Source organism: Gemmiger gallinarum (assembly GCF_014982805.1).
Classification (GTDB): domain Bacteria; phylum Bacillota; class Clostridia; order Oscillospirales; family Ruminococcaceae; genus Gemmiger; species Gemmiger gallinarum.
The window spans coordinates 353,338-376,156 of sequence record NZ_JADCKC010000001.1; the positions used below are offsets into that span (position 1 = coordinate 353,338).

Annotated in this window: 26 protein-coding genes and 1 other annotated feature; all 26 genes read right to left on the reverse strand. The window is 57.3% G+C overall.

The features are described from left to right. Positions 1-119: 119 nt before the first annotated feature. On the reverse strand, positions 120-1,340 hold the full coding sequence (gene tyrS, locus INF35_RS01740) for a tyrosine--tRNA ligase (RefSeq protein ID WP_193499827.1): 1,221 nt from the start codon (positions 1,338-1,340) through the stop codon (positions 120-122). A gap of 65 nt (positions 1,341-1,405) precedes the next feature. Continuing rightward, positions 1,406-1,675 (reverse strand) — a binding site (T-box leader). A gap of 48 nt (positions 1,676-1,723) precedes the next feature. Next, positions 1,724-3,391, reverse strand: coding sequence for a DNA repair protein RecN (gene recN / locus INF35_RS01745; protein WP_193499828.1), 1,668 nt, complete (start codon positions 3,389-3,391; stop codon positions 1,724-1,726). Between the two features lie 35 nt (positions 3,392-3,426). After that, a complete protein-coding gene (locus INF35_RS01750; protein WP_193499829.1) occupies positions 3,427-3,888 on the reverse strand; it encodes an arginine repressor in 462 nt (153 codons plus the stop codon). 8 nt (positions 3,889-3,896) lie between these two features. Further along, a complete protein-coding gene (locus tag INF35_RS01755) occupies positions 3,897-4,742 on the reverse strand; it encodes an NAD(+)/NADH kinase (protein WP_193499830.1) in 846 nt (281 codons plus the stop codon). A gap of 46 nt (positions 4,743-4,788) precedes the next feature. Then, a complete protein-coding gene (locus tag INF35_RS01760) occupies positions 4,789-5,610 on the reverse strand; it encodes a TlyA family RNA methyltransferase (protein WP_193499831.1) in 822 nt (273 codons plus the stop codon). After that, on the reverse strand, positions 5,607-7,481 hold the full coding sequence (gene dxs / locus INF35_RS01765; protein WP_193499832.1) for a 1-deoxy-D-xylulose-5-phosphate synthase: 1,875 nt from the start codon (positions 7,479-7,481) through the stop codon (positions 5,607-5,609). The genes INF35_RS01760 and dxs overlap by 4 nt, the downstream gene beginning before the upstream one ends. Before the next feature lie 68 nt (positions 7,482-7,549). Then, positions 7,550-8,017, reverse strand: a complete 468-nt coding sequence (locus INF35_RS01770) for a divergent PAP2 family protein (RefSeq protein WP_193499833.1) — start codon at positions 8,015-8,017, stop codon at positions 7,550-7,552. 22 nt (positions 8,018-8,039) lie between these two features. Beyond that, on the reverse strand, positions 8,040-8,927 hold the full coding sequence (locus INF35_RS01775; protein ID WP_193499834.1) for a polyprenyl synthetase family protein: 888 nt from the start codon (positions 8,925-8,927) through the stop codon (positions 8,040-8,042). Further along, complete coding sequence (gene xseB / locus INF35_RS01780) at positions 8,917-9,153, reverse strand: exodeoxyribonuclease VII small subunit (protein ID WP_193499835.1); 237 nt, start codon at positions 9,151-9,153, stop codon at positions 8,917-8,919. The genes INF35_RS01775 and xseB overlap by 11 nt, the downstream gene beginning before the upstream one ends. After that, positions 9,128-10,366 (reverse strand): exodeoxyribonuclease VII large subunit, encoded by a 1,239-nt coding sequence (gene xseA, locus INF35_RS01785; protein WP_193499836.1) that lies wholly within the window; start codon positions 10,364-10,366, stop codon positions 9,128-9,130. Before xseA ends, xseB begins: the two co-directional genes overlap by 26 nt. Next, positions 10,345-11,292, reverse strand: coding sequence for a tRNA (adenosine(37)-N6)-threonylcarbamoyltransferase complex transferase subunit TsaD (locus INF35_RS01790; protein WP_193499837.1), 948 nt, complete (start codon positions 11,290-11,292; stop codon positions 10,345-10,347). Before INF35_RS01790 ends, xseA begins: the two co-directional genes overlap by 22 nt. Next, the gene (gene nusB, locus INF35_RS01795) at positions 11,286-11,735 is read right to left on the reverse strand and encodes a transcription antitermination factor NusB (protein WP_193499838.1); all 450 of its coding nucleotides are present in this window, start codon (positions 11,733-11,735) and stop codon (positions 11,286-11,288) included. The genes INF35_RS01790 and nusB overlap by 7 nt, the downstream gene beginning before the upstream one ends. An 18-nt stretch (positions 11,736-11,753) precedes the next feature. Continuing rightward, positions 11,754-12,119, reverse strand: a complete 366-nt coding sequence (locus tag INF35_RS01800) for an Asp23/Gls24 family envelope stress response protein (protein ID WP_193499839.1) — start codon at positions 12,117-12,119, stop codon at positions 11,754-11,756. 159 nt (positions 12,120-12,278) lie between these two features. Beyond that, a complete protein-coding gene (locus INF35_RS01805) occupies positions 12,279-12,950 on the reverse strand; it encodes a SpoIIIAH-like family protein (RefSeq protein ID WP_193499840.1) in 672 nt (223 codons plus the stop codon). Positions 12,951-12,998: 48 nt separating this feature from the next. After that, positions 12,999-13,535 (reverse strand): stage III sporulation protein AG, encoded by a 537-nt coding sequence (locus INF35_RS01810; RefSeq protein ID WP_193499841.1) that lies wholly within the window; start codon positions 13,533-13,535, stop codon positions 12,999-13,001. Next, positions 13,532-13,969, reverse strand: coding sequence for a hypothetical protein (locus INF35_RS01815; protein WP_193499842.1), 438 nt, complete (start codon positions 13,967-13,969; stop codon positions 13,532-13,534). The genes INF35_RS01810 and INF35_RS01815 overlap by 4 nt, the downstream gene beginning before the upstream one ends. Before the next feature lie 3 nt (positions 13,970-13,972). Continuing rightward, complete coding sequence (locus INF35_RS01820; RefSeq protein WP_193499843.1) at positions 13,973-15,004, reverse strand: stage III sporulation protein AE; 1,032 nt, start codon at positions 15,002-15,004, stop codon at positions 13,973-13,975. Next, a complete protein-coding gene (locus INF35_RS01825) occupies positions 15,004-15,384 on the reverse strand; it encodes a SpoIIIAC/SpoIIIAD family protein (protein ID WP_193499844.1) in 381 nt (126 codons plus the stop codon). Before INF35_RS01825 ends, INF35_RS01820 begins: the two co-directional genes overlap by 1 nt. A gap of 19 nt (positions 15,385-15,403) precedes the next feature. Further along, positions 15,404-15,598: a stage III sporulation protein AC gene (gene spoIIIAC / locus INF35_RS01830; RefSeq protein WP_193499845.1), complete on the reverse strand. Its 195-nt coding sequence runs from the start codon at positions 15,596-15,598 to the stop codon at positions 15,404-15,406. A gap of 23 nt (positions 15,599-15,621) precedes the next feature. Continuing rightward, positions 15,622-16,092 carry a hypothetical protein gene (locus INF35_RS01835; RefSeq protein ID WP_193499846.1) on the reverse strand — a complete coding sequence of 157 codons (471 nt, stop codon included), beginning with the start codon at positions 16,090-16,092 and terminating at the stop codon, positions 15,622-15,624. After that, positions 16,092-16,979, reverse strand: coding sequence for an ATPase, T2SS/T4P/T4SS family (locus INF35_RS01840; protein WP_193499847.1), 888 nt, complete (start codon positions 16,977-16,979; stop codon positions 16,092-16,094). Before INF35_RS01840 ends, INF35_RS01835 begins: the two co-directional genes overlap by 1 nt. A gap of 139 nt (positions 16,980-17,118) precedes the next feature. Further along, positions 17,119-18,597 carry an MBOAT family O-acyltransferase gene (locus INF35_RS01845; protein WP_193499848.1) on the reverse strand — a complete coding sequence of 493 codons (1,479 nt, stop codon included), beginning with the start codon at positions 18,595-18,597 and terminating at the stop codon, positions 17,119-17,121. Positions 18,598-18,624: 27 nt separating this feature from the next. Beyond that, positions 18,625-19,719, reverse strand: a complete 1,095-nt coding sequence (locus INF35_RS01850; protein ID WP_193499849.1) for a hypothetical protein — start codon at positions 19,717-19,719, stop codon at positions 18,625-18,627. A 24-nt stretch (positions 19,720-19,743) separates the two neighbouring features. Beyond that, positions 19,744-21,522 carry an HAD-IIIC family phosphatase gene (locus tag INF35_RS01855; protein ID WP_193499850.1) on the reverse strand — a complete coding sequence of 593 codons (1,779 nt, stop codon included), beginning with the start codon at positions 21,520-21,522 and terminating at the stop codon, positions 19,744-19,746. A 92-nt stretch (positions 21,523-21,614) separates the two neighbouring features. Further along, positions 21,615-21,869 (reverse strand): TIGR03905 family TSCPD domain-containing protein, encoded by a 255-nt coding sequence (locus tag INF35_RS01860; protein WP_193499851.1) that lies wholly within the window; start codon positions 21,867-21,869, stop codon positions 21,615-21,617. Positions 21,870-21,924: 55 nt separating this feature from the next. Then, entirely contained in the window at positions 21,925-22,776 is an 852-nt protein-coding gene (locus INF35_RS01865; protein ID WP_193499852.1) for a PHP domain-containing protein, read from the reverse strand. Positions 22,777-22,819: the final 43 nt, after the last annotated feature.

Sequence of the window (22,819 nt, forward strand, 5' to 3'; positions counted from 1 at the left end):
CTTTATTATAGCCCAAAGGCCACGGTTCAGCAAGGGAGCAGGCACGCAAAACGCGGCGGCAGGATCACTTCCCTGCCGCCGCGTTTCCGATTTCAGAACGTCATCGCCGATTCGCCCTGTTACAGCATGACCTTATGGTAAACTTTTTTGCCCTTCTTGATAACTACGCCGCTCTTGAGCTGTTCGGCAGTGAGCGCAAAGGAAGGATCTGCAACCTTCTCACCGTCCACCAGAACGCCGCCCTGCTGGACCAGCTGACGGGCCTCACGGTTGGAGGAGCACAGCTTGGCTGCGACCATCACGGACAGCAGTCCGGCCTTGCCGTCGCGGAGGAGGCTTTCATCCAGCTTGGTGGAGGGCATGTTTGCCTCATCGGCAGCACCGCTGAACAGACCGCGGGCGGTTGCCTGCGCCTTTTTGGCTTCCTCGGTGCCGTGAACCATCTGGGTCAGCTCAAAGGCCAGGATCTCCTTGGCTTTGTTGAGCTGCTCGCCCTGCCAGTGATCCATCTCATCGATCTGCTCCAGCGGCAGGAAGGTCAGCATGCGGATGCACTTGAGGACATCCGCATCCCCCACATTGCGCCAGTACTGGTAGAACTCGAAGGGGCTGGTCTTGTTGGGATCAAGCCAGACAGCATTGCCGGCGGTCTTGCCCATCTTCTTGCCCTGGGAGTCGGTCAGCAGCGTGATGGTCATGGCAAAGGCATCCTTGCCCAGCTTGCGGCGGATGAGTTCGGTGCCGCCCAGCATGTTGGACCACTGGTCATCGCCGCCAAACTGCATATTGCAGCCGTAATGCTGGAACATGTAGTAGAAGTCGTAGCTCTGCATGATCATGTAGTTGAATTCCAGGAAGGACAGGCCCTTTTCCATGCGCTGCTTGTAGCATTCGGCGCGGAGCATGTTGTTGACGCTGAAGCATGCGCCGACCTCACGGAGCAGTTCCACGTAGTTCAGGTTGAGCAGCCAGTCGGCATTGTTGAGCATCATGGCCTTGCCGTCGCCGAACTCAATGAAGCGCTCCATCTGACGCTTGAAGCACTCGGCATTGTGGTTGATGTCCTCCTTGGTCAGCATCTTGCGCATATCGGTACGGCCGGAAGGGTCGCCGATCATGGTGGTGCCGCCGCCGATCAGTGCAATGGGTTTGTTGCCGGCCATCTGCAGGCGCTTCATCAGAGTCAGGGCCATGAAATGACCCGCTGTCAGGCTGTCTGCTGTGCAGTCAAAGCCGATGTAGAAAGTGGCCTTGCCGTTGTTGATGACATCGCGGATTTCTTCCTCGTCGGTCACCTGAGCAATCAGGCCGCGGGCTTTCAGTTCTTCATAGATCTGCATGGGATTTCCTCCTTGAATGTTTGCGGCAAGGGACAAAAAAACGCCCCTGCCAAACGTGAAATTTGGCAGAGGGCGATGATTACGCGGTACCACCTCTGTTCGTCCATCCCCTCACGGTGACGGACCTTCACGGGTACAGGCGGCAGATGCGACCGGACCGATACCCAAACGCTGTAACGTGCGCACACGGCACAGCCTACTGATCCCCGGTCTCGGGGACGTTCAGCCTGCTGCTCAGAGGGGTATTCACCGTCCGTCCTGCCGGTCCCTTGCACCAACCGGGGCCTCTCTCTCGCACGACAATGACAGTTACTGTTCCTCATCAATGCATTTGAACAAAGTTAACACTATCATATCTGTGGCCAAAAGTCAAGAACTGACCTTTACCGGGACTTCTCAATCATCTCACGGGCATTGGCCAGGCTCAGATCGGTGACCTTGTCGCCCGAGATCATGGCAGCCAAAGCCCGAATACGACCGTCCATATCCAGAGTATGGATCTGGGTATAGGTGCGGCCCTCCCGGACCTCCTTGCGGATCAGCAGCTGATTGTCCGCAAAGGCGGCTACCTGGGGCGTATGGGTGATGCACAGGACCTGGTGTCCTGCCGCCGTCTGCTTGAGCAGCTGTCCGATCCGTCCGGCCGCCAGGCCGGATACGCCGGTATCGATCTCATCGTAGATCACGGTGGGGATGGCATCCTTGTCTGCCAGCGCGCTCTTGAAAGCCAGCATAATGCGGGAAAGCTCGCCGCCGGAAGCTACTTTGGAGAGCGGCTTGGGATCTTCACCGGGATTGGTGGAAATGAGGAATTCGATAGTATCCTGCCCGGCAGAGGCCAACGGCCCTCGTTGATGGCGCAGCGTGAACCGGATGCCCGGCATATTCAAAAAAGCCAGTGCCGAAAGCATCTGTCGGTTCATGGCATCAAAGGCTTTGAGACGAGACTGGGTCAGCCGATCAGCCGCCTCTCTGGCCTGATGGTAAAGATTCTGCTTGAGCTGGTTGAGCTTTTCCAGACGCTCTGTAGAGGACTGGATAGTCTCCAGCTCAGCCGCCGCGGCATCCCGCCGCGCCAGAAGATCACAAACTTCACCGCCGTACTTTTTCTTGAGCCGATAAATCAGGTCAAGGCGCTCCTCGATCTGATTGAGTTCACCGCCGTCAAAGGTATAGCCGTCCAGACGGTCGGCAAGATCGGTGGTCAGCTCCCGTGCCGTGTAGTAGAGGTCGTTCAGTCGTTCGGAAAGGGAGGAAAGGCTTTCGTCCAGGCGGGCGGCTTCCGAAAGATTGGTGGATGCGTCCCCCAGCAGATCCGCAGCCCCCAGGACATCGGTATCCTCCTGACCGTCCAGTGCAGCGTAAGTGGCTGTGATGCGGTCGAGAATGCTCTGCGCATGAACGATCACATTTTTGCGTTCCGTCAGCTGGGATTCCTCGTCCGCCGACAGGTTGGCAGCGGTGAGTTCCTCCACCTCCTCGGTCAGCACAGCGATGCGGCGCTGTTTGTCGGCCTCGCTGGCCATGAGGGCATCGGCTTCCCGCTTGACCCGGACCACTTCCCGGTAAAGTTTGTGATAGGCTTCCCGCAGAGATCCATTCTGCGCGTACTGATCCAGCAGCGAAAGATGGGCGGCCGGATTGGTCAGACTTTGACTGTCATGTTGACCGTGAATGGCAATCAGCCCCGCACAGATATCCCGCACTACGGTAGCGGTAGCGGGCATGCCGTTGACACGGCAGCTTCCTTTGCCTTCCGCGTTGATTTCACGGTAGAGCAGAAGATCGTCCTGTGCCTCATAACCGCAGCGTTCCATCTGGGCACGGACATTGGCGGGAATATTTTCAAAAGTTGCCCAGATACAGGCTTTCTGGGTTCCGCTGCGAACCAGCTCCCGGGAAGCCCGATTGCCAAGAATGGCGTTGATGGAGTCGATCAGGATGGATTTGCCCGCGCCGGTTTCGCCGGTCAGCACATTAAAGCCGGGGGCAAAATGCACCTCAGCTTTTTCGATCACCGCCACATTTTCAATTTTGAGATCCGTCAGCATGGCCGGGCATCTCCCCTCTTTTTGCTTGCAGCAGTTCAGTGCCGGGGCGTAAACCGGCGCAGTTCCTCACAAATCATTCTGGCAGATTCTTCCGTGCGCATCAGAATGAAGAACGTGTCGTCGCCGGAAAGTGTGCCGACCACATTGTCCCATGCCCGGGCATCAAATACTTCGCAGGCGGCGTTGGCCATACCGGAAAAGCACTTGACCAGTACCATGTGGCCCGCGTAGTCGACTTTGAGCACCGATTCCCGGAAGATGGTTTCAAACCGGCTGGGAGAATGACTGACCTTGCCGGACTCAGACGCGGACATATAGCGATACCCGCCGCTGCCGGTTGCGGTCTTGACCAGGCGCAGCTCGCGGATATCTCGGGAGACCGTGGCTTGGGTTACATCAAATCCCTCATCCCGCAGATAGGAGAGAAGTTCCTCCTGCCGGTCAATGGGATGCTTTTCAATCAGGTCCAGTATGGCCTGGTGCCTTGCGCGTTTCATGGATCGTATCATCTCCTCATCAGCTTGGTCTCAATGGCCCGGAACTGTTCAGCCCGGTCGAACGTTGCCAACTGCAGCGGTGTTTCAGCTACAAATATATCGACCTTGTCTCCCGGCTCCAGTTCACAGGACACACGGCTGTCGGCGGAGGCAAGTACATTGTCACGGTTGGATGCCTCTGTCACCACCGTCAGGCGGCGCGAGGCAGAAAATACCAGCGGGATCTGCCGGGGACTGTGCGGGCAGATGGCATTGAGGACGAACACGGATGCAGAGGCATCCAGAATGGGACCGCCGGCAGACAGCGAATATGCGGTTGAACCGGTGGGGGTAGCGGCGATGATGCCGTCGCTGCGATACCGGCAGACAAACACACCGTCGCAGTAGACGGTATAGTCCATGGGGTGCATACGGGATTTGCCGAACAGCACCACATCGTTGAGTGCGGCGGAAGTCCACTCTCCGCCGTTTTTCTCAACCTTGAGAAGGGAGCGGGGTTCCAGATGGTAGTCACCAACCGCCAGACGCTTGAGTTTGGACGGCATTTCGTCCATTTCGCAGGTAGCGAGAAATCCCATGCGGCCCAAGTTGATGCCCAAAAGCGGCTTGCCGGCTTCCAGGCACTGAGCGGCAGCACGTAGCAGCGTGCCGTCCCCGCCGATGGTGATGACCTGATCCGCCTGTGCCAGGGCCTGGTCCAGAGGGAGACACTGCGCCTCTTGGCAGACTGCATCCGGGCCCAGGCCGTCGGGCAGCAGTACCCGGACGCCATAGCCCGCAAGCAATGCCGCCGCGCGGCGTGTGACCGACAGATCGGTGTCTTTGAGCGGATTGGGATACAAAAGAACCGTCATGTAACAAATCTCTTTCCGGCCTGTGCGGCCATGTGCTGCGGCTGGGTCATCCCAGATGATGGGAAGAAACGCCGTCCAGCGCCTGATGGGCAGCCTTTACCACCTGGTCTATGGCGTCCTCCGCGAGAGAAGGTGTGCCGTTGTGGCGCACGAACAACAAAAACTCAATGTTGCCTTCGGGGCCTTTGATGGGCGAGTAATCCAGCCCTTCCGCGGCAAAATGATTCTGTGCCGCGTAGTCTATGGCCGCACGGAGAACCTCGCGGTGGGTTTCCGGCTCCCGGACGACCCCCTTCTTGCCGACTTTTTCCCGTCCAGCCTCAAATTGGGGCTTGACCAGGCAGACGCCGCAGGCATCGGGCGAACAGACGGCATCCGCTACCGGGAAGATGTGCTTGAGGGAAATGAAGGACACATCCACACTAAAAAATTCGATGGCATCCTCCAGCATGTCGGGGGTCACGTTGCGGATATTGGTGCGCTCCATATTGATGACACGGGCATCGGTGCGCAGGCTCCAGGCAAGCTGCCCGTAGCCCACATCCACGGCGTAGACCTTGACGGCGCCGTTTTGGAGCATGCAGTCGGTGAAACCACCGGTGGATGCGCCGATGTCCATGCAGATTTTTCCGTCGGGACTGAGCGGAAACACCTTCATGGCCTTTTCCAGCTTGAGCCCGCCGCGGCTGACATAACCGATGTCATGCCCGCGCACCTCCACCTGAGCGCCTTCGGGGACGGGCTCCCCTGCCTTGTCGGCCTTTTGACCGTTGATGAAGACGATCCCGGACATGATCAGAGCTTTCGCCCGCTCACGGCTCTGGGTAAAGCCTTCCTGGCAGAGATATTGGTCCAAACGTACTTTCATGCCTTGTTCTCGCTTTCTGCGCCGAGTGCACTCTGGGCAAGCGACGCGGCATCCAGATTTTGATCTTTGCGGAGCTGCGGTACATTGGCGTGCAACAAATGGCGGTTGTTGACCGCGTGCAGCACGAACCGGCCGGTCCAGCCCGCCTGCTGCAAGGCAAAGCAGAGCTGCTGGCCAATGCCGCCGTCCTTGACGCACTCCTCGGCAAAGATGACGGTATCGTACTTTTTCAGGGCATCACACAGGCCCTCCGGCAGCGGATAGATTCGCACCAGCTTGCAGCAGTCGGCAGCAATGCCCTTTTGCAGCAGCAGGTCCCCGGCGGCCAGAATTTCCTCCGTCTCAGCACCATAGCTGACAAAGACGATCTTTGCACCCTCCCGCTGTTCGATCAAATCAAAGAGATTGCCGGTGCAGCCCAGAGCCGCCATGGAGGGCTTTTCCTCACCGCGGGGATAGCGGATGGCTCGGGGGCCCTGGCCTTTCCGAACGAGATAGCTGAGCCAGTGGTCCAACTCGGCATAGTTGGCGGGCGAATAGGTCTCGATCTGCATCTGGCTGAAGAAGGCAGGGTCATAAATTCCCTGATGGGTCTCGCCGTCCCCCGGAACCAGCCCGGCTCTGTCAACGGCAAACAGAACATTGAGCCGCATGAGGCAGACATCATGGATCATCTGATCGTAGGCCCGCTGGAAGAAGGTGGAGTAGATGGCAACCACCGGCAGGAGGCCCTGACTGGCAAGGCCGGCAGCAAAAGTCACGGCGTGCTGTTCCGCCATGCCCACATCAAAGAAGCGGTCGGGATGGTCGTGCTTGAAAAACTGCAGACCAGTGCCGTACTTCATGGCTGCGGTGATGGCACACAGCTTGGTGCACTCGTTGCCCAGCGTGGACAGTTTGGCGCCGAAATAGCTGGAAAAACTGTCTTTGGGAGAGACTTCCGGGTTGGTCAGGTGGTTGAGGTCGAAGGCGGAAACACTGTGGAACTCGCCGGGATTTTCCTCGGCGGGTTTCAGGCCTTTGCCCTTCTGGGTAACAATGTGGATGAACAGCGGCGCGGCCTGCTCCTGGAGATTGGTCAGCATCTGACTGAGCTGGATAACATCGTGTCCATCCACCGGTCCTACATACTGGAACCCCATTTCCTCAAACATGGTGGAGTGATAGATCCCGCGGCGGATGATCTGCTTGCCGCCCTGCAGCACGCGCACCACGCCGCTGCCCAGCACGGGAATGCTTTCCAGAGCATTTTCCATCTGGGCCTTGGCATGAAAATATTTGGGATCAGTGCGCAGACGGGTCAGATAGTTGGCGATCTCTCCGACATTTTTGGAGATGGACATCTTGTTGTCATTCAGGATGACAATCAAGTTGTTGAGCATGCCTACGTTGTTCATACCCTCGTAGACCATGCCGCCGGTGAAAGCACCGTCTCCAATGACGGCAACTACTTTGCCGGGCTCTTTCTTGAGCTTTTTAGCACGGGCAATGCCGATGGCTACTGAAAGCGACGTGCTTCCGTGACCGGCAATAAACACGTCGCAGTCACTTTCGGCCGGGCAGGGAAAGCCGGAAATGCCGTCCTTCTGGCGCAGATGTGCAAAACCAGCCCGGCGGCCGGTGAGCAGTTTGTGGGTATAGCACTGATGGCCGACATCAAAAACAATTTTGTCCCGCGGCAGAACCAGTGCTTTGTGCAAAGCAACGGTCAATTCAACCACACCGAGATTGGAGGACAAATGGCCTCCGGTTGCGGAGACGCTCTCGATCAGAAAACTGCGGATCTCCTCACAGAGAACAGGCAGTTCTTCCGGCATGAGCTTTTTCACATCTCCCGGCCGATTGATACGGCTTAGCAATGGATACCTCATGTGGTACACCTCTTCGTTTCACGATCCTTGCCTTGAAATCAAGGCAGAGAAACAGTACAGCAGGCAGTTTACGGCATGGGGACGATAAAGCCAATCACAATCCCCAGAATGGCACCTGCCAGCACCTGAATGGGCGTATGACCGACCATTTCCTTAAGGCGCTTGTCGGCAAGCCACGGGAAATTCTGGGCCCCCTCGTCCATCCATTCGTTGAGCATCTGATTGAGGACCTTGGCCTGTTCCCCCGTTTCCCGGCGGACTCCCATAGCATCATACATCACTATAATGGAGACTACCACGGCAACGGCAAACAGAGACGAGTCGGGACCGCAGTAACGCCCCGTGGCCACCAGCATGGCACATACGGTGGCGGAATGGGAACTGGGCATGCCGCCCGCCCCCCAGACCCGCTCAGGAACAAACCGGCCGATAATGATCAGATTCAGAATGACCTTGATCAGCTGCGCGGAAATCGAACCAAGCAGCGCAGTGACCAGAACAAAATTCCATTGAAGCGGCATTAGAAGCCAATGCATTCACATACCCCATTCCGCAGTTTTACTTGTTGCGCACCAGAAGGCTTTCGGCCATCCTGCGCAGAAAATCTGCCCTTTCCCCCAAGGGCTCCAGTGCGGCCAGCGCGGCATCGTTATGCTGCTGTGCCATAGCCTGTGCGCCGTCCAATTCGTACAGCGTGACAAAAGTCGTCTTTTCGTTTTCTGCGTCGCTGCCCACCGGCTTGCCCAGTGCTTCGGTGCTGGAGGTGACATCCAGAATATCATCAACGATCTGGAAGACAAGACCAATCTCCCGGGCGTAGGTTTCCAGCGGTTGGCGCAGCATTGATGGGGCCTCCGCAGCCTCACAGCCGAGCTGTACCCCCGCCAGAATCAGCGCACCAGTTTTGTGGCGGTGCAGCGAAAGCAGCTGCTCGGCGTCGGCACGGTGATGTTCAAAGTGTTTGTCCAACTCCTGGCCGTACAGCATGCCGCGGGCACCTGCCCCACAGGCCAGGGCAGCCGCAGCGCGGACACGGCTGTCGGCACTGAGCGGTGCGTTGGCAATCACCTCGAAGGCTGCCGTCACCAGTGCGTCCGCGGCAAGCAGTGCGGTGGACTCGCTGTACTGGCGATGGCAGCTGGGGCGGCCGCGCCGGAAATCATCGTTATCCATGCAGGGCAGATCATCGTGGATCAAAGAATAGCAGTGCAGCATCTCCAGTGCTGCGGCGTAATCCGCGGCGGCATCCACGTCTCCCCCTGCCAGTTCACAGGAGGACAGAACCAGTACAGCCCGTACCCGTTTGCCGCCGCCCAGCAGGCTGTACCGCGCGGCGCGGGAAATCTCCGCCTGCTCCGGAAGATAGCGGTCACACAGGGTGAGCAACCGTTCCTCTGTCAGACGAACATAGGAACGGTACTTGTCAAGGTAAGCATCATTGTCCATCGTCTGCCTCCCCCACCCCGGCGGATGCGCCGCTCAGACGGGTGTCGATTTCTTCAATCTTCAGCTTTGCAGAGTCAAGGGCTTTGTTGCAGTATTGGATCAGGTCTGCAGCCTCTGCATATAACTTGACCGACTCGGCCAGCGGAGTATCCGGCTCCTGCATTCTGGCCAGGATCCCCTGCAGGCGTTCGAGACCTTCCTCAAAGCTTTTGGGTGCTTTCTTCATATGGGTCCTCTCTATCAGAACGAACGGAGGTTACGGTACAATCGGCCTGTGCCCCGTCGCCTTTCAAAGTGATGTTCTGCCCGGGACGCAGTGCCCCGACCGGTCGGCAACCCCCAGTCTCATCCAAAACCATTGCATATCCCCGGGACAATACGGCATATGGGTTCAGGGATGCGGCCATCCCCGCCGACGCGCCCAAAGCGGCTTGCTTTCGGGACAGTGCGTCGTTTGCCGTGCGAGTGATCCGAGCGGAAATCTCGGCAGTTTGCTGTTGTTTTGCGGCAATTGCACTCCGTTGAATTCGCATGGCCTGCTCCGGCCGTGCGGTACTGAACCTATTATAGCACATCTGCCACGCAGACTGTATACTATTTTGAATATTCTGTCCAAAACTGTATATTTCACTGCGGATACGGTTCTGATCCGGCACACACAGTTCCGCAGCAGCGGAAGGTGTGGGCGCACGCAGGTCGGCCACATAATCGAGGATGGTGTAGTCGATTTCATGACCAACCGCAGAAACCACCGGCTTGGGGCATGCATACACGGCGCGGGCGATCCGTTCGCTGTTGAAGACCCACAGGTCTTCCTTGCTGCCGCCGCCGCGGGTGATGAGGATCAGTTCCACATCCCTGCGGGATTCCAGTGCATGGATACCGTCAAGGATGCTGTCTTCCGCCTCCAGCCCCTGCACACTGACGGGGGCGAGCAGCAGACGAGTCAGCGGCCAGCGGCGGCCCATGACCTGGCAAACATCCTTGAGGGCAGCACCGGTTTTTGAGGTGACGATTCCGATACAGCGAGGCATGACCGGCAGAGGACGCTTGTGCTCTGCCGCAAAAAGCCCTTCTGCCTCCAGCTTTTTCTTCAGAGCGTCAAAGGCCATTTGCGCGGCACCGGCACCAAAAGGCCGCATATAGTCCGCATAGACCTGGAAAGCGCCATCCCGCTCATACAGGGTTGCATTGCCGTAAGCCAGCACCAGCATGCCGTTTTGAGGCTCAAAATTGAGCAGCCGGGCTTTGTCCCGGAACATCACAGCCTTGACAGAACTGTCCGCATCCTTGAGGGTGAAATACAGATGACCGCTCTTGTAATGACGGGTAAAGTTGGAGATCTCGCCGCAGACAATCAGATTGTTGAGCGGCTCACACTGAGCAAGAACCCGGCGGGCCAGACGATTGAGTGTGGTTACATCGATGTAGTCGGCCATGCGGATACCCCCTTGGCAGCCAGGATGGAAATGCCGATAGCGTTGTCGCTGGCAAATTTCCCGGGAACAAAGCGGACGTTCTGCATGCGGGTCAGAATATAGTCCCGCACGATTTCACTGCTCATGACACCACCCGCAAAGACAACGGTGAGTCCGGGATACTGTTCCCGGGCGGCATTTGCCATGCGGCGCAGCGTTTCGGCGACACAGAGCAGGCAGTATTTGCAGACATACTCGGGTGACCGCCCTTCCTCCAGCAGTTTGACACACTGATTTTCAAGGCCGGAAAAGCTGCAGGTCGTGCCTTTCACGCTGACCTTGGGACGAATGTCCTCACTGCAGCAGGCCGCCAGACGACTGACATCAGCCCCAGCCGGAAAGGCATAGCCCAGCCGGACGCCCAGCCGGTCCACTGCCTGACCGGCGTACAAATCGCCGCTGGTGCCAAGGCATTGCACCGGATTCGCTCCTTCGCAGAAAAGAAGGTCGGTGGTTCCGCCGGAAATATGAAAGACAAGCACCTGACGGTCAAACAATTCACTGCCGGAAGCGGCAAACAATGCGGCGGCAATGTGCCCCTCCTGATGGGTCAGCTGCACCAGCGGAATGCCCTGGGCCAGTGAAAAAGCCGCAGCGGCATTGACACCGGCCAAAAAGCAGGGCATGTAGGATTTCTCCACCGGGCGGGGCCGGGCGGATACCCCCACAGCGCCGATGGCGGTAAGGTCGGTCCGGTGAGAAAGTTCCTCCAGCATTTGCGGCAATGCCGCGGTGTGGTGAAACACCGCATCGCTCTGGCGCAGACCAAGCTGGCCGGGGCGCACAGGCAAAAATTTCTTGGCATCGCAAACAACCTCTCCGGCATCCGTGTCAAACACGGCCAGAGAGGTTGCGTAATTGCTGGTATCAATCCCGAGCGTCAGCATGTTGCAGAGTCGGAAGCGGTGGGATCCCCTGCTTCCGGCTGTTCACGGGCTACAGTGCCAAGCAGTCCGTTGACAAACTGATAGTCGTTTTCGGCACCGTATTTTTTTACGAGCTCAACTGCCTCATTGATGGCAACGGCAGGCTTTTTCTCACTTCCGTAGAGCATTTCGGCCAGCGCCAGGCGCATGGCGGTCAGGCTGACGCGCGGCAGGCGGCTGAGTGCCCAGCCTTTCAGATGGGCGGTAATCAGCGCATCGATTTCTTCGGCATGCTGATTCATAGCCTGCAAAAGCTGCACGGCAAACGCATCCTGCACGACTTCCTGCATCTCACCGCAATCGCGGATGGCTTCCTGCGGCTGTTCCGGCTGAAACGTTGCCGAAAACGCAGCAAGAAAAGCGCTTTCCCGCGCTTCGCGGCGGGTAACTGCATTTCCTTCCATAATTCCTCTTCTTTAACTTTATTCTTCGACCGGCCCAGCAGACTCGGCAAGACCGGCAGCCACAACATTGACGCGGGATACAGTGATGCCCGTCATGTTCTGGATGGTCTGCTTGACATTCTCCTGTACCTTTTCGCAGACACGCATGACCTTGCTGCCGTAGACCGGGATCACATGGATGGTGACAACGGCAACGCCGTCCTTCATCTCCACGTCAACGTCCTTCTGCAGATTGGTCTTGCTCAAAAGACCGCGCACGCTTTGATTGCTGCCGCTGGAAACCTCGGCCACATCGTCGACTTCAAGCGCGGCAAGGCGCGCGATCTTGGCAACGACTTCCAGGGAAATTTGCAGGCTGCCGCCCGCGGTATTGCGTACATCCATTCGAGTTGCCTCCTAGCCGCAGGATGTTCGCGGCGATCAGGCGCCGCGCCCTGCACATATTGGTTGCCGTATTGCGGTATCAAAGTATAAATTAGTGTACCACAAATTACACGGCTTTGCAACCGAATCCGGGCGGCTGTGTGCGGCATCACGCGGACATTACTTGACTTCCACCACGGTAATGTCCTGGGCTTTGATCTCGGAGCATTTGGACAGGATCACATCGCGGATCTTGGTCACTTCGGCTGCGGTCAGGGCATCGTTTTCGGTCATGACCGTCACACTGGCAGAGGTTCCGTCCAGCATGACGACACAGTCCACAAAGCCCTTGGCTTTGATCAGTGTTTCCAGCTCGCTCTCCGTTTCAATGTTGGAGATCTGCTCTTTCAGGGTATCGGTCATCTTCTGTTTCTCCTCGTCGGAGAGAGACGAATTCTTGAGAGTTTTCTCTATGGTGTCCAGCGCTTCATCGCGGCTTTTCTCCCGGGTAAGGCGTGCCGCTTCAAAAAATTCATTCCCGGTGTCTTCGTTGACGCTGACCAGCTGTGCCTCCCCGTAATTTTTGTCGCCGGCTTCCTGGCTGGTCTGCTGCTCCTCTGTGGTGAGCGGATCGTAAACGGCTACCGTATCCCCCGCCTCTCCCTGGACCGCCTGCGCTTCAGGCTCGCTCTCAACTTCAGCCGACACGGAAACGGCATCTTCTTCCGGAAGATCGGTGGACACGGTCTGCGGCGTCTGTTTGGAGAAAGACCAGTTCAGATAGACAGCGGCTCCCAGCGCCGCAGTAAGTGCCAGCATGGTGATACCTCGCCCCGCCTGTTTGACTTTCATAGCAGTTTCCTCCTTGTCAGTAAGTTCAATGGCTTCAGGCGCGGCAGGTCAGCCCTGCTGTGCCATGCGTTCGACTGTGATACGGTTGGCCCCGATCCCCGTCAGGACCTGCACGATCTGGGTGACTTTCGCCTGGACATCGGGACTGTCCGCGCCGCTGCACAAAACAGCAACGCCCTGCACTTCCGGCGTCCGGGTCGTCTCCACCAGCGCGGGATCGGAGGCTTCATCGTCGAGAAGCAGATGCTCCTCCCGGACACTGCCGTCCGAACGGGTTTCGCTGTCGGTGGCGTAGACGGTGTAGGCTGAACTTGACAGCGTGACCATTACACAAGTCTCCCCGGCCCCGTCGACCTGTCGGATCAGTGCCTCCAAACGCTGCTCTAGGTTCTCCTCATAATCCGAAACAGAAAACGAGGAGGGTTCCGACGGTTGGGCGGCAGTTTCATCCGGCGGCGCGGAGGGCAGCCATTCCGAGAGTGCAATTAGGGCCATCCCTGCAATGCCGGCGATGACCGCCCAGTTGACCAGACGTTTGTCTCCCACCATCCGTTCCCGCAGGGCCTGTAAAGAGGGAATCTTCACGGAGTATCACCTCCCGATGTAATCTCATACGGAAGCGTGCCGCTGTTTTCCTGCAGAATCTCTTCCGCCAGACTGCGGTCGGCTTCATCCTGCAGACAGACCCGGCAGGTGTTTCCCTCCATGGTGAGTTCCGCATCGATGCCTTGTTCATTGAGAAGGGATTGCAGTGCCTGAACGGAGGCTCCCTGCGCCAGCTCATCGACATAGGCATCATACTCGGCGGGGTCCGAATATTCCGGGAGATCGGCAAGATCCAGATGCGGCAGGCTCCACTGATCCCAGCCGCGCATCTGCAGTGCCGACGTTATAATATACAGCACGAGTACGGTATTTATGACCGGTTTGTAGGAATTATCCGGCCAGAAAATCTGAATGATGCCGCCCGCGGCACACAGAATGCAGATGCCAAGGGCAAGGCTTTTCAACGATTGCATATGTCATCCCCCATTTCCCAGCAGCAAAAGCAGGAGTGTCGACAAAAAAACCATGAAAAAATAAAGTGTCAGAACCGAGCCGCACAGTCGGGCACCATCGGCGAACAGGCGGCAGATCTGTCCGCATTGCCGCTGTCCGCTGGCTGAGGCCAGAATACCGGATACGGAAAAAGCCAGAAAGTACAGCGTACAGTGCAGCAACACCGGCAGAAAAGCAGCGGCCATGACGAGGACGGCAGCCAGGGCAAGGGACCCTTTGAGCAGGCGTACCGTTGCAACAGTGCTTTCCAAGGCAGCGGCAGCAGCATCTCCCACCACCGGCAGTGCGCCGGACAACACACTTTTCCCGATGCGCAGCGCCGCCGAGTCACTGTTGCCGGCTAGAATGCCCTGCAGCCCCAGCACAAAGGAAAACAGCGTTCCGCATCCCTTCAGCAGCCAGGAAAGGCAGCGGGAAAACAGTCTGGCAGCATCCTCTACCCCGGGATTGCCCCACAAGGCAGCGGATACCGAAAAGCAGAAGTAAATCTGCATGACCGGCATCAGCACCCGGTCGATGGCCATGGAAAGAAAGGCAGACATGGAAAAAAACATTCCGCTGTACACCGCCGCTCCGGTCGTCTGTCCGCACAGAGTGAGCACGGCGGAATAGACAGGAATAAAGCCGACCAGATAGGTCTGGCTTTCTGCCGCCGTGCTGGAGACCCTGCCGATAAGATCCATCATGGCGGACAGGCCAAGTGCGCCGAACCCGAGCACAGAGACGGCATCGATGCACCTTTTCCAGCTGCCGCCCTCCGCAGCCAGGCCGACGGCACAGGCGACGGCAAGATACAGCAGTGCTTGGGCCGCAAAACGAAGCGGCTTGGTCAGCTCATCTGAGAGAAGGTCGGCGGCTTTTTCCAAAAGTGTACCGAAATCCCAGTCAAGATCCTGGCTGTCCTGATCCAGTCCGCTCTGTTCCAGAATTTCCTGTGCCGAATCAGGCGGCTCAGCTGCATGGGCCGGAAGGGCAAATACAAACAGAAGTACCATCACTGCAAAAAGCCCGAGAAGGAATCCAGCAAACTTTCCAGCATGGGGACCGCCTGCAGCAAAGCCAGAAGCCGTCCGCACAGATCTACCGCAGATGCCGCGGCGGGCAATCCTGCTTCCCGGCAAAGGTCTGATGCAAATTGTCCGATCAGCGCAATCCCCAACACCTGAAGCAGGCAGGAAGCGCTGCCGGTGATCCCGTAGTCGGACAGCGTATGTATCCAGTCGAGAAAGGGCGCCAGACGGTCTGCGGCGACCACAAGAAGGCAGACGGCACCGCAGGCGGAGGCAAGAAATGCATAGGCGGGCTGCTCTTTTTTCAGAATCAGTGTGATCACACAGGTCACGACCGCCAGCGCGGCAGCTTTGAGTATCAACATAGCAAACCATCGCAGTATCTTATAAATCAAACAATGCTTTGATGAGGACGAACAGATCGCTGATCTGCCCCACCAGCATGGTCAACACAACAATCAGCCCTGCCAGGGTAGTCATCATGGCCTGATCTTCCCGCCCGGAACGGATCAGCAGCTGGTTGAGTACGGCCACGATGATTCCTGTAGCGGCGATCTTAAATACCAGGTCAATGTCCATAAACAGCCGCTCCTTTTTTTGGGTTATATCAGCGCAATGGCGGCCAGTGCTCCGATGCAGCCGCCGAGCCTTGGGTACAGCCGCATGGCGCTGCGTTCTTTCTCCTGTAGCGATTGCTCCCGGGGACGACAGAGCCGGACCATGCCTTCCAGTGTCTGGCAGGCGGATTCTCTGCCGCAGGATTCCAGTGACAGGAGACGTTCTGCCAGCTCCTCCCGCATGGCCGGCTCAAATACATCCGGAACCGAAATCTCGGTGAATCGGATACATCTTTCCAGGCTGAGGCGGGCAAATTCAGGATAGGCAGCGGCTGCCGTCAGAACTTCTTCGGCCGGACAGCCTCGATAGCGGATAGAATCGGAGGTGTACTCCAACAACCGCAGGAATGCGTGGGCGGTCCGCCATTTGTTCTGTTCCCGCAAGGCAAGGGCAAAACCGCCTGCCGCGCCGCAGACAATCAGAAGAACACCGCCCGCCAGCCACAGGGCGGCCATTACAGCGCCACCACCCGCTCCACCACGCCGGGGTGGGAGCGGCCATCGAGAAGAACCGCGGTGTCAAAGGCTCCGGTACGCAAAAGCCGGGCCAGCTGAGGCTTTTTCTCCAGATTTTCAGCCTGGTCACAATGGACGGACGCCAAAAAGACAACGCCGGAAGCCACTCCGGCCTCCAGGGCGGCGGCATCATCTGCTGTACCCAGTTCATCACAGACAATGGCCTGAGGATTCATGCAGCGCAGGGCCATGCAGATGGCGTCGGATTTGCGGTATTGGGTATAGACATCGCAGGGAATGCTGCGGTCCTGGGGCAGTCCGGCGGAACCGCCCCACAGCAATTCTCCCCGCTCGTCCACCACTGAGAACACCCTGTCACTCCGGCTCAGATACTGAATCATGCTGCGCAAAAAGGTGGTTTTGCCGCTCCCCGGCACACCGGCAACCAGAATCCCGCCGGATAGTGCCGACAGCGGTCTGAGAACCTCGGCGGGAAGTTCGCAGGTGATCCAGCGCGCCACCCGCAGGTTGAGGGATGTAACGGCAGAAAAGCCGGAGGCTCCCCGGGTTCCCGCCACCCCGATGCGGTTGCCGCCGGGAATGGTAAAGAACCCCTGAGCCAGTTCCTCCTCATAGGCATAGGCAGAGTGGCGGCACAGGGCAAGAAAACAGGCCTGGATGGACTCCGGCGGTACTCGCTGGCAGTGTCCGGCGCGGGGAAGATATTTGATGCAGGGAGAAAGTCGGCCCTTCATGGTGAACATGACGGGCTGACCTACCCGCAGCCGGATCTCCTGCACGAAGGGAGCGATCTGGGTGTTCAGGCCGGAGAGTTCTGTCCGGAAGGGCTCCGGCAGCTTTTTGACCAAAGCATAATACTCGTCCATTGGTTTCACCTCGCATTCGGGTTTACACCAACACTGTATGTCCACCTGCCATGAGATAGAACTGCCTGTCCCCTGTCAAAACAAAAAAGCCCCTGCCATGCAGCAAGTGCACGGCAGAGGACAGATTGATTCATATAGATCAAAAACGGGCGTACAGGAAGGTTCCTTCCGACAAAAAACGGCCCATAAGCAAAAAGGCAAAGATGACGCATTCGTAGATGCACCAGCGTACCGGAAGCGGACTTTCCAGAATTCTTTTCCGGATCTGCCAGCCTCGCTCGTGCAGCACATCCACAAGGACGAGCAGCGCCATACCTGCCAGCAGAAGCAGAAGATCCAGCCTGCTGGAAAGCCCGAGCTCCCAATACCGGGAGAAAACGGTGAATTCTACACGTGCTCCCATACAGGCGAAATAGTTCAGGGCCGCCCCCAGGCTCTCCGCACGGAAGAAAACATATCCGATACAGATCAAAATAAAAACGAACACCACGCGGAAGGCATGATGGGCACGGCTTTTGGCAGAAACTTTCAGGCGCTTCCAGGTCTTTTTGCGCCAGCGCCGGGTCAGGCCGCTGACAACCTGGTAGGCGCCATTCAACAGGCCCCATACTACGTAAGTCCACGCAGCTCCGTGCCAGAATCCGCTGACCAGAAAGGTGACCAGCAGGCTGGCGTTGACCGGAGGCTTTGTGAAGAAACGGCCGATCACCGGCAGCCGCCGGAACCAGCCGTTCCAGGCCAGAGGCTCAAAAATGTACTCCCGCAGCCAGGACGACAGCGAAATATGCCACCGATCCCAGAATTCGCCGATGGTCGCCGCAAAATAGGGCTGGCGGAAGTTTTCCGGAAGTTTGAGGCCCAGGGTCTCTCCAGCGCCCAGAACAATGTCGGTGTAGCCGGAAAAATCCGCATACAGCTGAAAGGCAAACACTACCACGCCAAAGATAAGCTGAGACAGATCCATATCCTGTGGATTGGAGAACGCCGCATTGACCACGGTGGCCATCCGCTCGGCAATGGCGTATTTTTTAAAGTATCCCCAGACGCAGCGCATGATGCCGGACTGAAGATTGCGCATTTCAAAAGCCGGTGTTGTGTCGAGCTGCGGCATCAGATTGCGATAGTGATTGAAAGGACCCTGCGTGATGGAAAGAAAGAAGGACGCATAACACAGAAGCCGGGCAAAGCGCGTCTCAGGCTGGATCTCGCCCCGGCGCACATCCAGAAGGTATCCCGTCAGTTGCAAGCTGTAATAAGCAAGGCCCAACGGCTGCAGAAGGCTGCCGCTCCAAAGCCGAAGTCCCAGCAGGTCGTTGAGGGTCCCGGCCATCATGGCATAATATTTCAATAACAGCAGCGGTCCCAGGGCGGCGGCAAGACCAATCCCAAACCAGGTGCGGGCGCCACCCCTGTCATCCGGCATGGCCCGGCGGGCACAGAACCAGACCACAAGGGTTGAGGCAAACAGCACAAAAAAGCCGGGAATATCCAGCGACAGATAAAAGATGATCCCCGCCGCCAGCATGACATACCAGCGTTTGGCCGCAGGCAGGCGGTACCAGATCACCAGCAGCACTGCCATAAAGACCAGAAAGCCGGGTGCATTGACAGAAAACATAGAACTCCCCTATTCTATCGCGTCCGCTTACAGCCCATAGGTGCCGTCGGGAGCAGATGCAAGCTTTTCTTCCAGCGTCGGGAAAAAGAGTTCCTCCACCGGGACACCCTTTTCTCTTGCCTTGACCACATCGCAGAAAACCGGCGTGAACCGTTCCGCTCCCTCACCGTTGAGATGGTGGGCATCGGCAAAGGCGTCACTGTCCATGTTCAGGGCCCCTGTGTCCCGGTAAAGGGTAAAGTCCCAGAATTCCAGACCGTGGGCAGCGGCATAATCGCTTACCGCCGAAAGGTATGCCTGATAGTTTTCGGTATTGGCACAGAAAGCGTTGGGGACCGGGGCGGTCACCAGTACCAGCCGGATCTCCTCTTCTGCACAGAACTCGGTGATGCGCTCAAGATACTCCAGGCCAAATTCCGACAGAGGTGCATCCGGGTCTACATCCAGAATCGCTTCATACCCGTAAGGGGTAACACCGTAGGTGTAGACAAAGCCATTGCCGCGGTATTCCTCCTCGTTGGGATAAGTCACATATTTGTAATTGCCCACCTCATAACCATCGGTCAGCTTGGCAACCCACAGCTCAGGGATTTCATCCGGGCTGGCAATGGTATGGCGCGCCGGGAAAATCAGGTCGGCAAAGGCGGCAGGCCCGCCCATCTCCCAGAGGTAAAGATACCGGTTTGCCGACAACAGGGGCATATAGTCGGCCAGCAGATAGCAGGCAAGCGGCACGTCGCTGGAAGCCTGCTGGTTGTAGCCGGTATAAAACATTTCGAGATATACGGTGTCGAGATCATTGCGGGCCGCCGCTTCCTGCAGAAGATAGTAGGAGCCGTCGGGAAGCTGCTGAGAAGTGCCCGCGTTGAAGCTGTGGGTATCCAGCTTTTCATCCACTACGGCGGGATCAAAGCTGCGGTAGCAGTGGGATGCCCCTAAAAACAGCGTATCGATTTCCCCGCTCTGGGCATACAGCTCGTCCAGCATGACCCGGGAGTAGGAATGCACATCGTCCACCAGCAAAAAGTTGAGTGCCAGACACAAAAGAACCGTAAGGCCTGTAAAGGCGAACGCCTTTCCAAGGCGGACACCCCGGCGGGCAGGCTGTGCGTTTGACTTCATGGGGCAATCTCCCTTCGGGTGAAATCAGCGTTCGATCTCCATTTGCGGGTGCTTTTCCGCATAGGATGCGGTGTCCAGCTCCCAGGTGGTATTGCCGGCATCGTCGGCAGCTGTCTGAGTAAAGCCCATGCGGGCATAGAAATCTTTGACCATGGCATTTTTGGCGGTGGGATAATAGTAGCCGATGACTTTGGCAACCCCGCGGGCTGCGGCATCCTTGACCAGGCAGTCCATCATGGCGTCTTCCATCCCCCGCTTGAGGACCCGACAGCTCATCAGCCACAGACGAAGATGAAGGGCATCTTCCTGCTGCTCGCCGGCCACCACGGTGACAACACCATTGTCACCGAATTTATCCACCAGCTTGCCGTACAGGCAGAGCCATGCGGGATTCTCCGCCATGGCCCGGATGTCATCCTCCGAGCAGCGCAGCGTCGTGAGATTGAACTGGTTGGACTTGTTGGTCAGCTGAGCAATGCGCTGGATATAAATGTTCTCAAAGCCGCGGATGGTCGCTTTCATTTCCAGGCTGCGCAGATAATCCGTGTAATCGGTAAAGGCAGCCTCCGCCTTGCGGCGCTGGGCATTGGCGTGGTACAGCTCCGTCTTTTTAAGATCCTCTCCCGAAAGCGTGGTGACCTCAAAATAACCGCCGTGGTCCAGCATCTTGATATAGTTTTCAGCGCCATCCAGAGGCGGCACCGCAACGCCGGGGATCTGTGCGGCGACGATGGCGCGCTCGGCCGGATTGTCGTCGGCAAAGACGAAGCTGTCCACCCCCAGCGACAACTCCTGAGCAATGCGGTTGAGGTTGACATCCTTGTTGTCCCAGTTGGCCTGGATGGAGACGAAATCATCAGGACGCAGCACGCCGTCCGGATGATTCAGGCCGGCAAGGGCGTTGGTCTCGTCGTTTTTGGAATCCACGGCCAGAATCACGCCGATGGAACGCAGTGCCTTGCAGTAGCTCTGGAACTCGGCATAGACCTGACCTTCGGGAACTTCGGGGCCAATGGCAATGCCGTCCACGCCGTCGTCGCCAACAACACCGCCCCAAAGGGTGTTGTCCAGATCCAGCACAAGAGCCTTTTTGTTCTTGCCGTAGATGGACTTGATGATGTTGGCAATGCTGTTGGCCAGAGAAGGAATGGCATCCAAGCACATGGCATACTTGTACATATGCCAGTAGAAGGCATCTCCCCAGGCGGTCAGACCATAGTCGGCGGAGAGGTAGTCGATATCGTTGATATAGAAATCCTGATGCTCCGCAGCATACTGATAGAACTTCTGGTTCAGGCGAGAGATGAAGTTGCTGCGGCCGCAGGGATCGTAAATGTCCCGATTGCCCATAAGGCGGTAGTTGGGGCGGTCAAAGTTGTTTTGAATGACCGGGCAGTGAAACTTTTCGGCAATGGTATGCCACATGGTGGTGAAATGAGAGAATTCTGCCTCCAGCATCTCGTCAATTTCCTGGGGCTTGCTCCGGGTCGTCGGGAACTGGGTAATGTTACGCCAGGTTGTATGGATATAGATAATGTCGGGAGCAAAGCTGTCCAGCTCCGGGGAGCCGAACATGGCGTCCTGCCAGTACTGGCCGTATTCCGATTGATAAAAGTCAGCCTCAATGCCGTATTGCAGCAAAAAAAGCCCCAACTGGTCGGCCACCTCATTGGTGGTGGACCCGCCGAGGATTGCTATTTTCTTTTTGAGCGGGTGCGGATTTTGCGCCATCAGCTCGCGGCGGATGCGGCGCTTTTTGCGCAAAAGCTGTTCGGTGTCCAGCGGATACTGAAAACAATCCATTGCAGGCTCCTCTCGCCCGCTGTGCGGGCAGTTTGGTAAAAAACAGGCGGCGGGCAGGCGCAAACGCCGTGCCTGCCGTCAGGTGATGGTATTTACATTTCGGAAAGAGCTTCTTCCAAAGCCTTGGCAATCTGATCGGGACAGGAAGTGGGCTTACGGCCGCAGGTAGTGCCGGACATGCGCTGGATTGCATCCTCAGCCTTCATACCGACCAGCAGCTGAGAGATACCTTTCAGGTTGCCGTTGCAACCGCCCAGAACTTCCACCCGGGCAATGGTATGATCGTCGTTGAGCTCAACCAGCGTGCGAACAGAGCAGGTGCCCTGATTGTTGCGAATATGTACCATAACAGCAAATCTCCTTTTGATTTCACATCTGAAGTATATTATATAAAATAGAAAATCAGCGGGTTTTCCGCTTTCTTGCAAGAGCTTCAATGCGCAGAATCTGCTCATTGGCGGTGGTGCAGGTGCCCACCGGTCGCGGGGTGTTGGCGTTCATTCCGTGGTAATCGGTGCCGCCGGTTACGATCAGGTTGTACTTTGCAGCCAGTTGTGTGAGTTCTGCCTTGTCCTCGGCGGTATTGCGGGGATGCTCGATCTCAACGCCGTCCAGTCTTCCCTGGGCAATCAGTTCACGGGCCAGCTCCATGCTGTGATAGACGCTGGGATGGGCAAGAATGACCACACCCCGGCAGGCGTGGATCAGGTCGAGAACGGTATCCACAGGCTCATAGCGCGGAGTATGCAGAACCTTGCCGCGCACCGGGCGAAGGCCGAACAGAGAACGGTATACATCATTGTACATACCATCGGAAAGCCCATACTGCCAGAGCACCCGCATGATATGAGCTTTGTATAAGGTACCGCTGTCTTTGGCAAAGTCCAGCGCCTCCTGCGTGGAAAACTGGGGATAGATCTCCTCCAGCTCCCGGCAGCTCTGCAGCATGGCCTCCTTGCGGCGCTGCGCCATCATGTTAGAAAAGTCCTCAAGGGCCGCGCAGTCGTCCGGCCAATAGCACAACAGGTGTACCCGGTGGGCGCGTTCATAATCGTAAGCCGTCAGCTCTGTTGCCGGAATCAAATGAACGCCGTTCTGCACGGGATGGGCATAGGCATACCGCACACTCTGGATGGAATCGTGGTCGGAGATGGACAGATGACTCAGTCCGGCGCACTGTGCCAAAAACGGCAGTTTGGCTGCGGGTGTAGAACCATCGGAAAATGTGGTATGGGTGTGAAGATCGCCAGCCAAAACACAAATCCCCTTTCACGATTGGCAGGAGTGAGCAAAACTC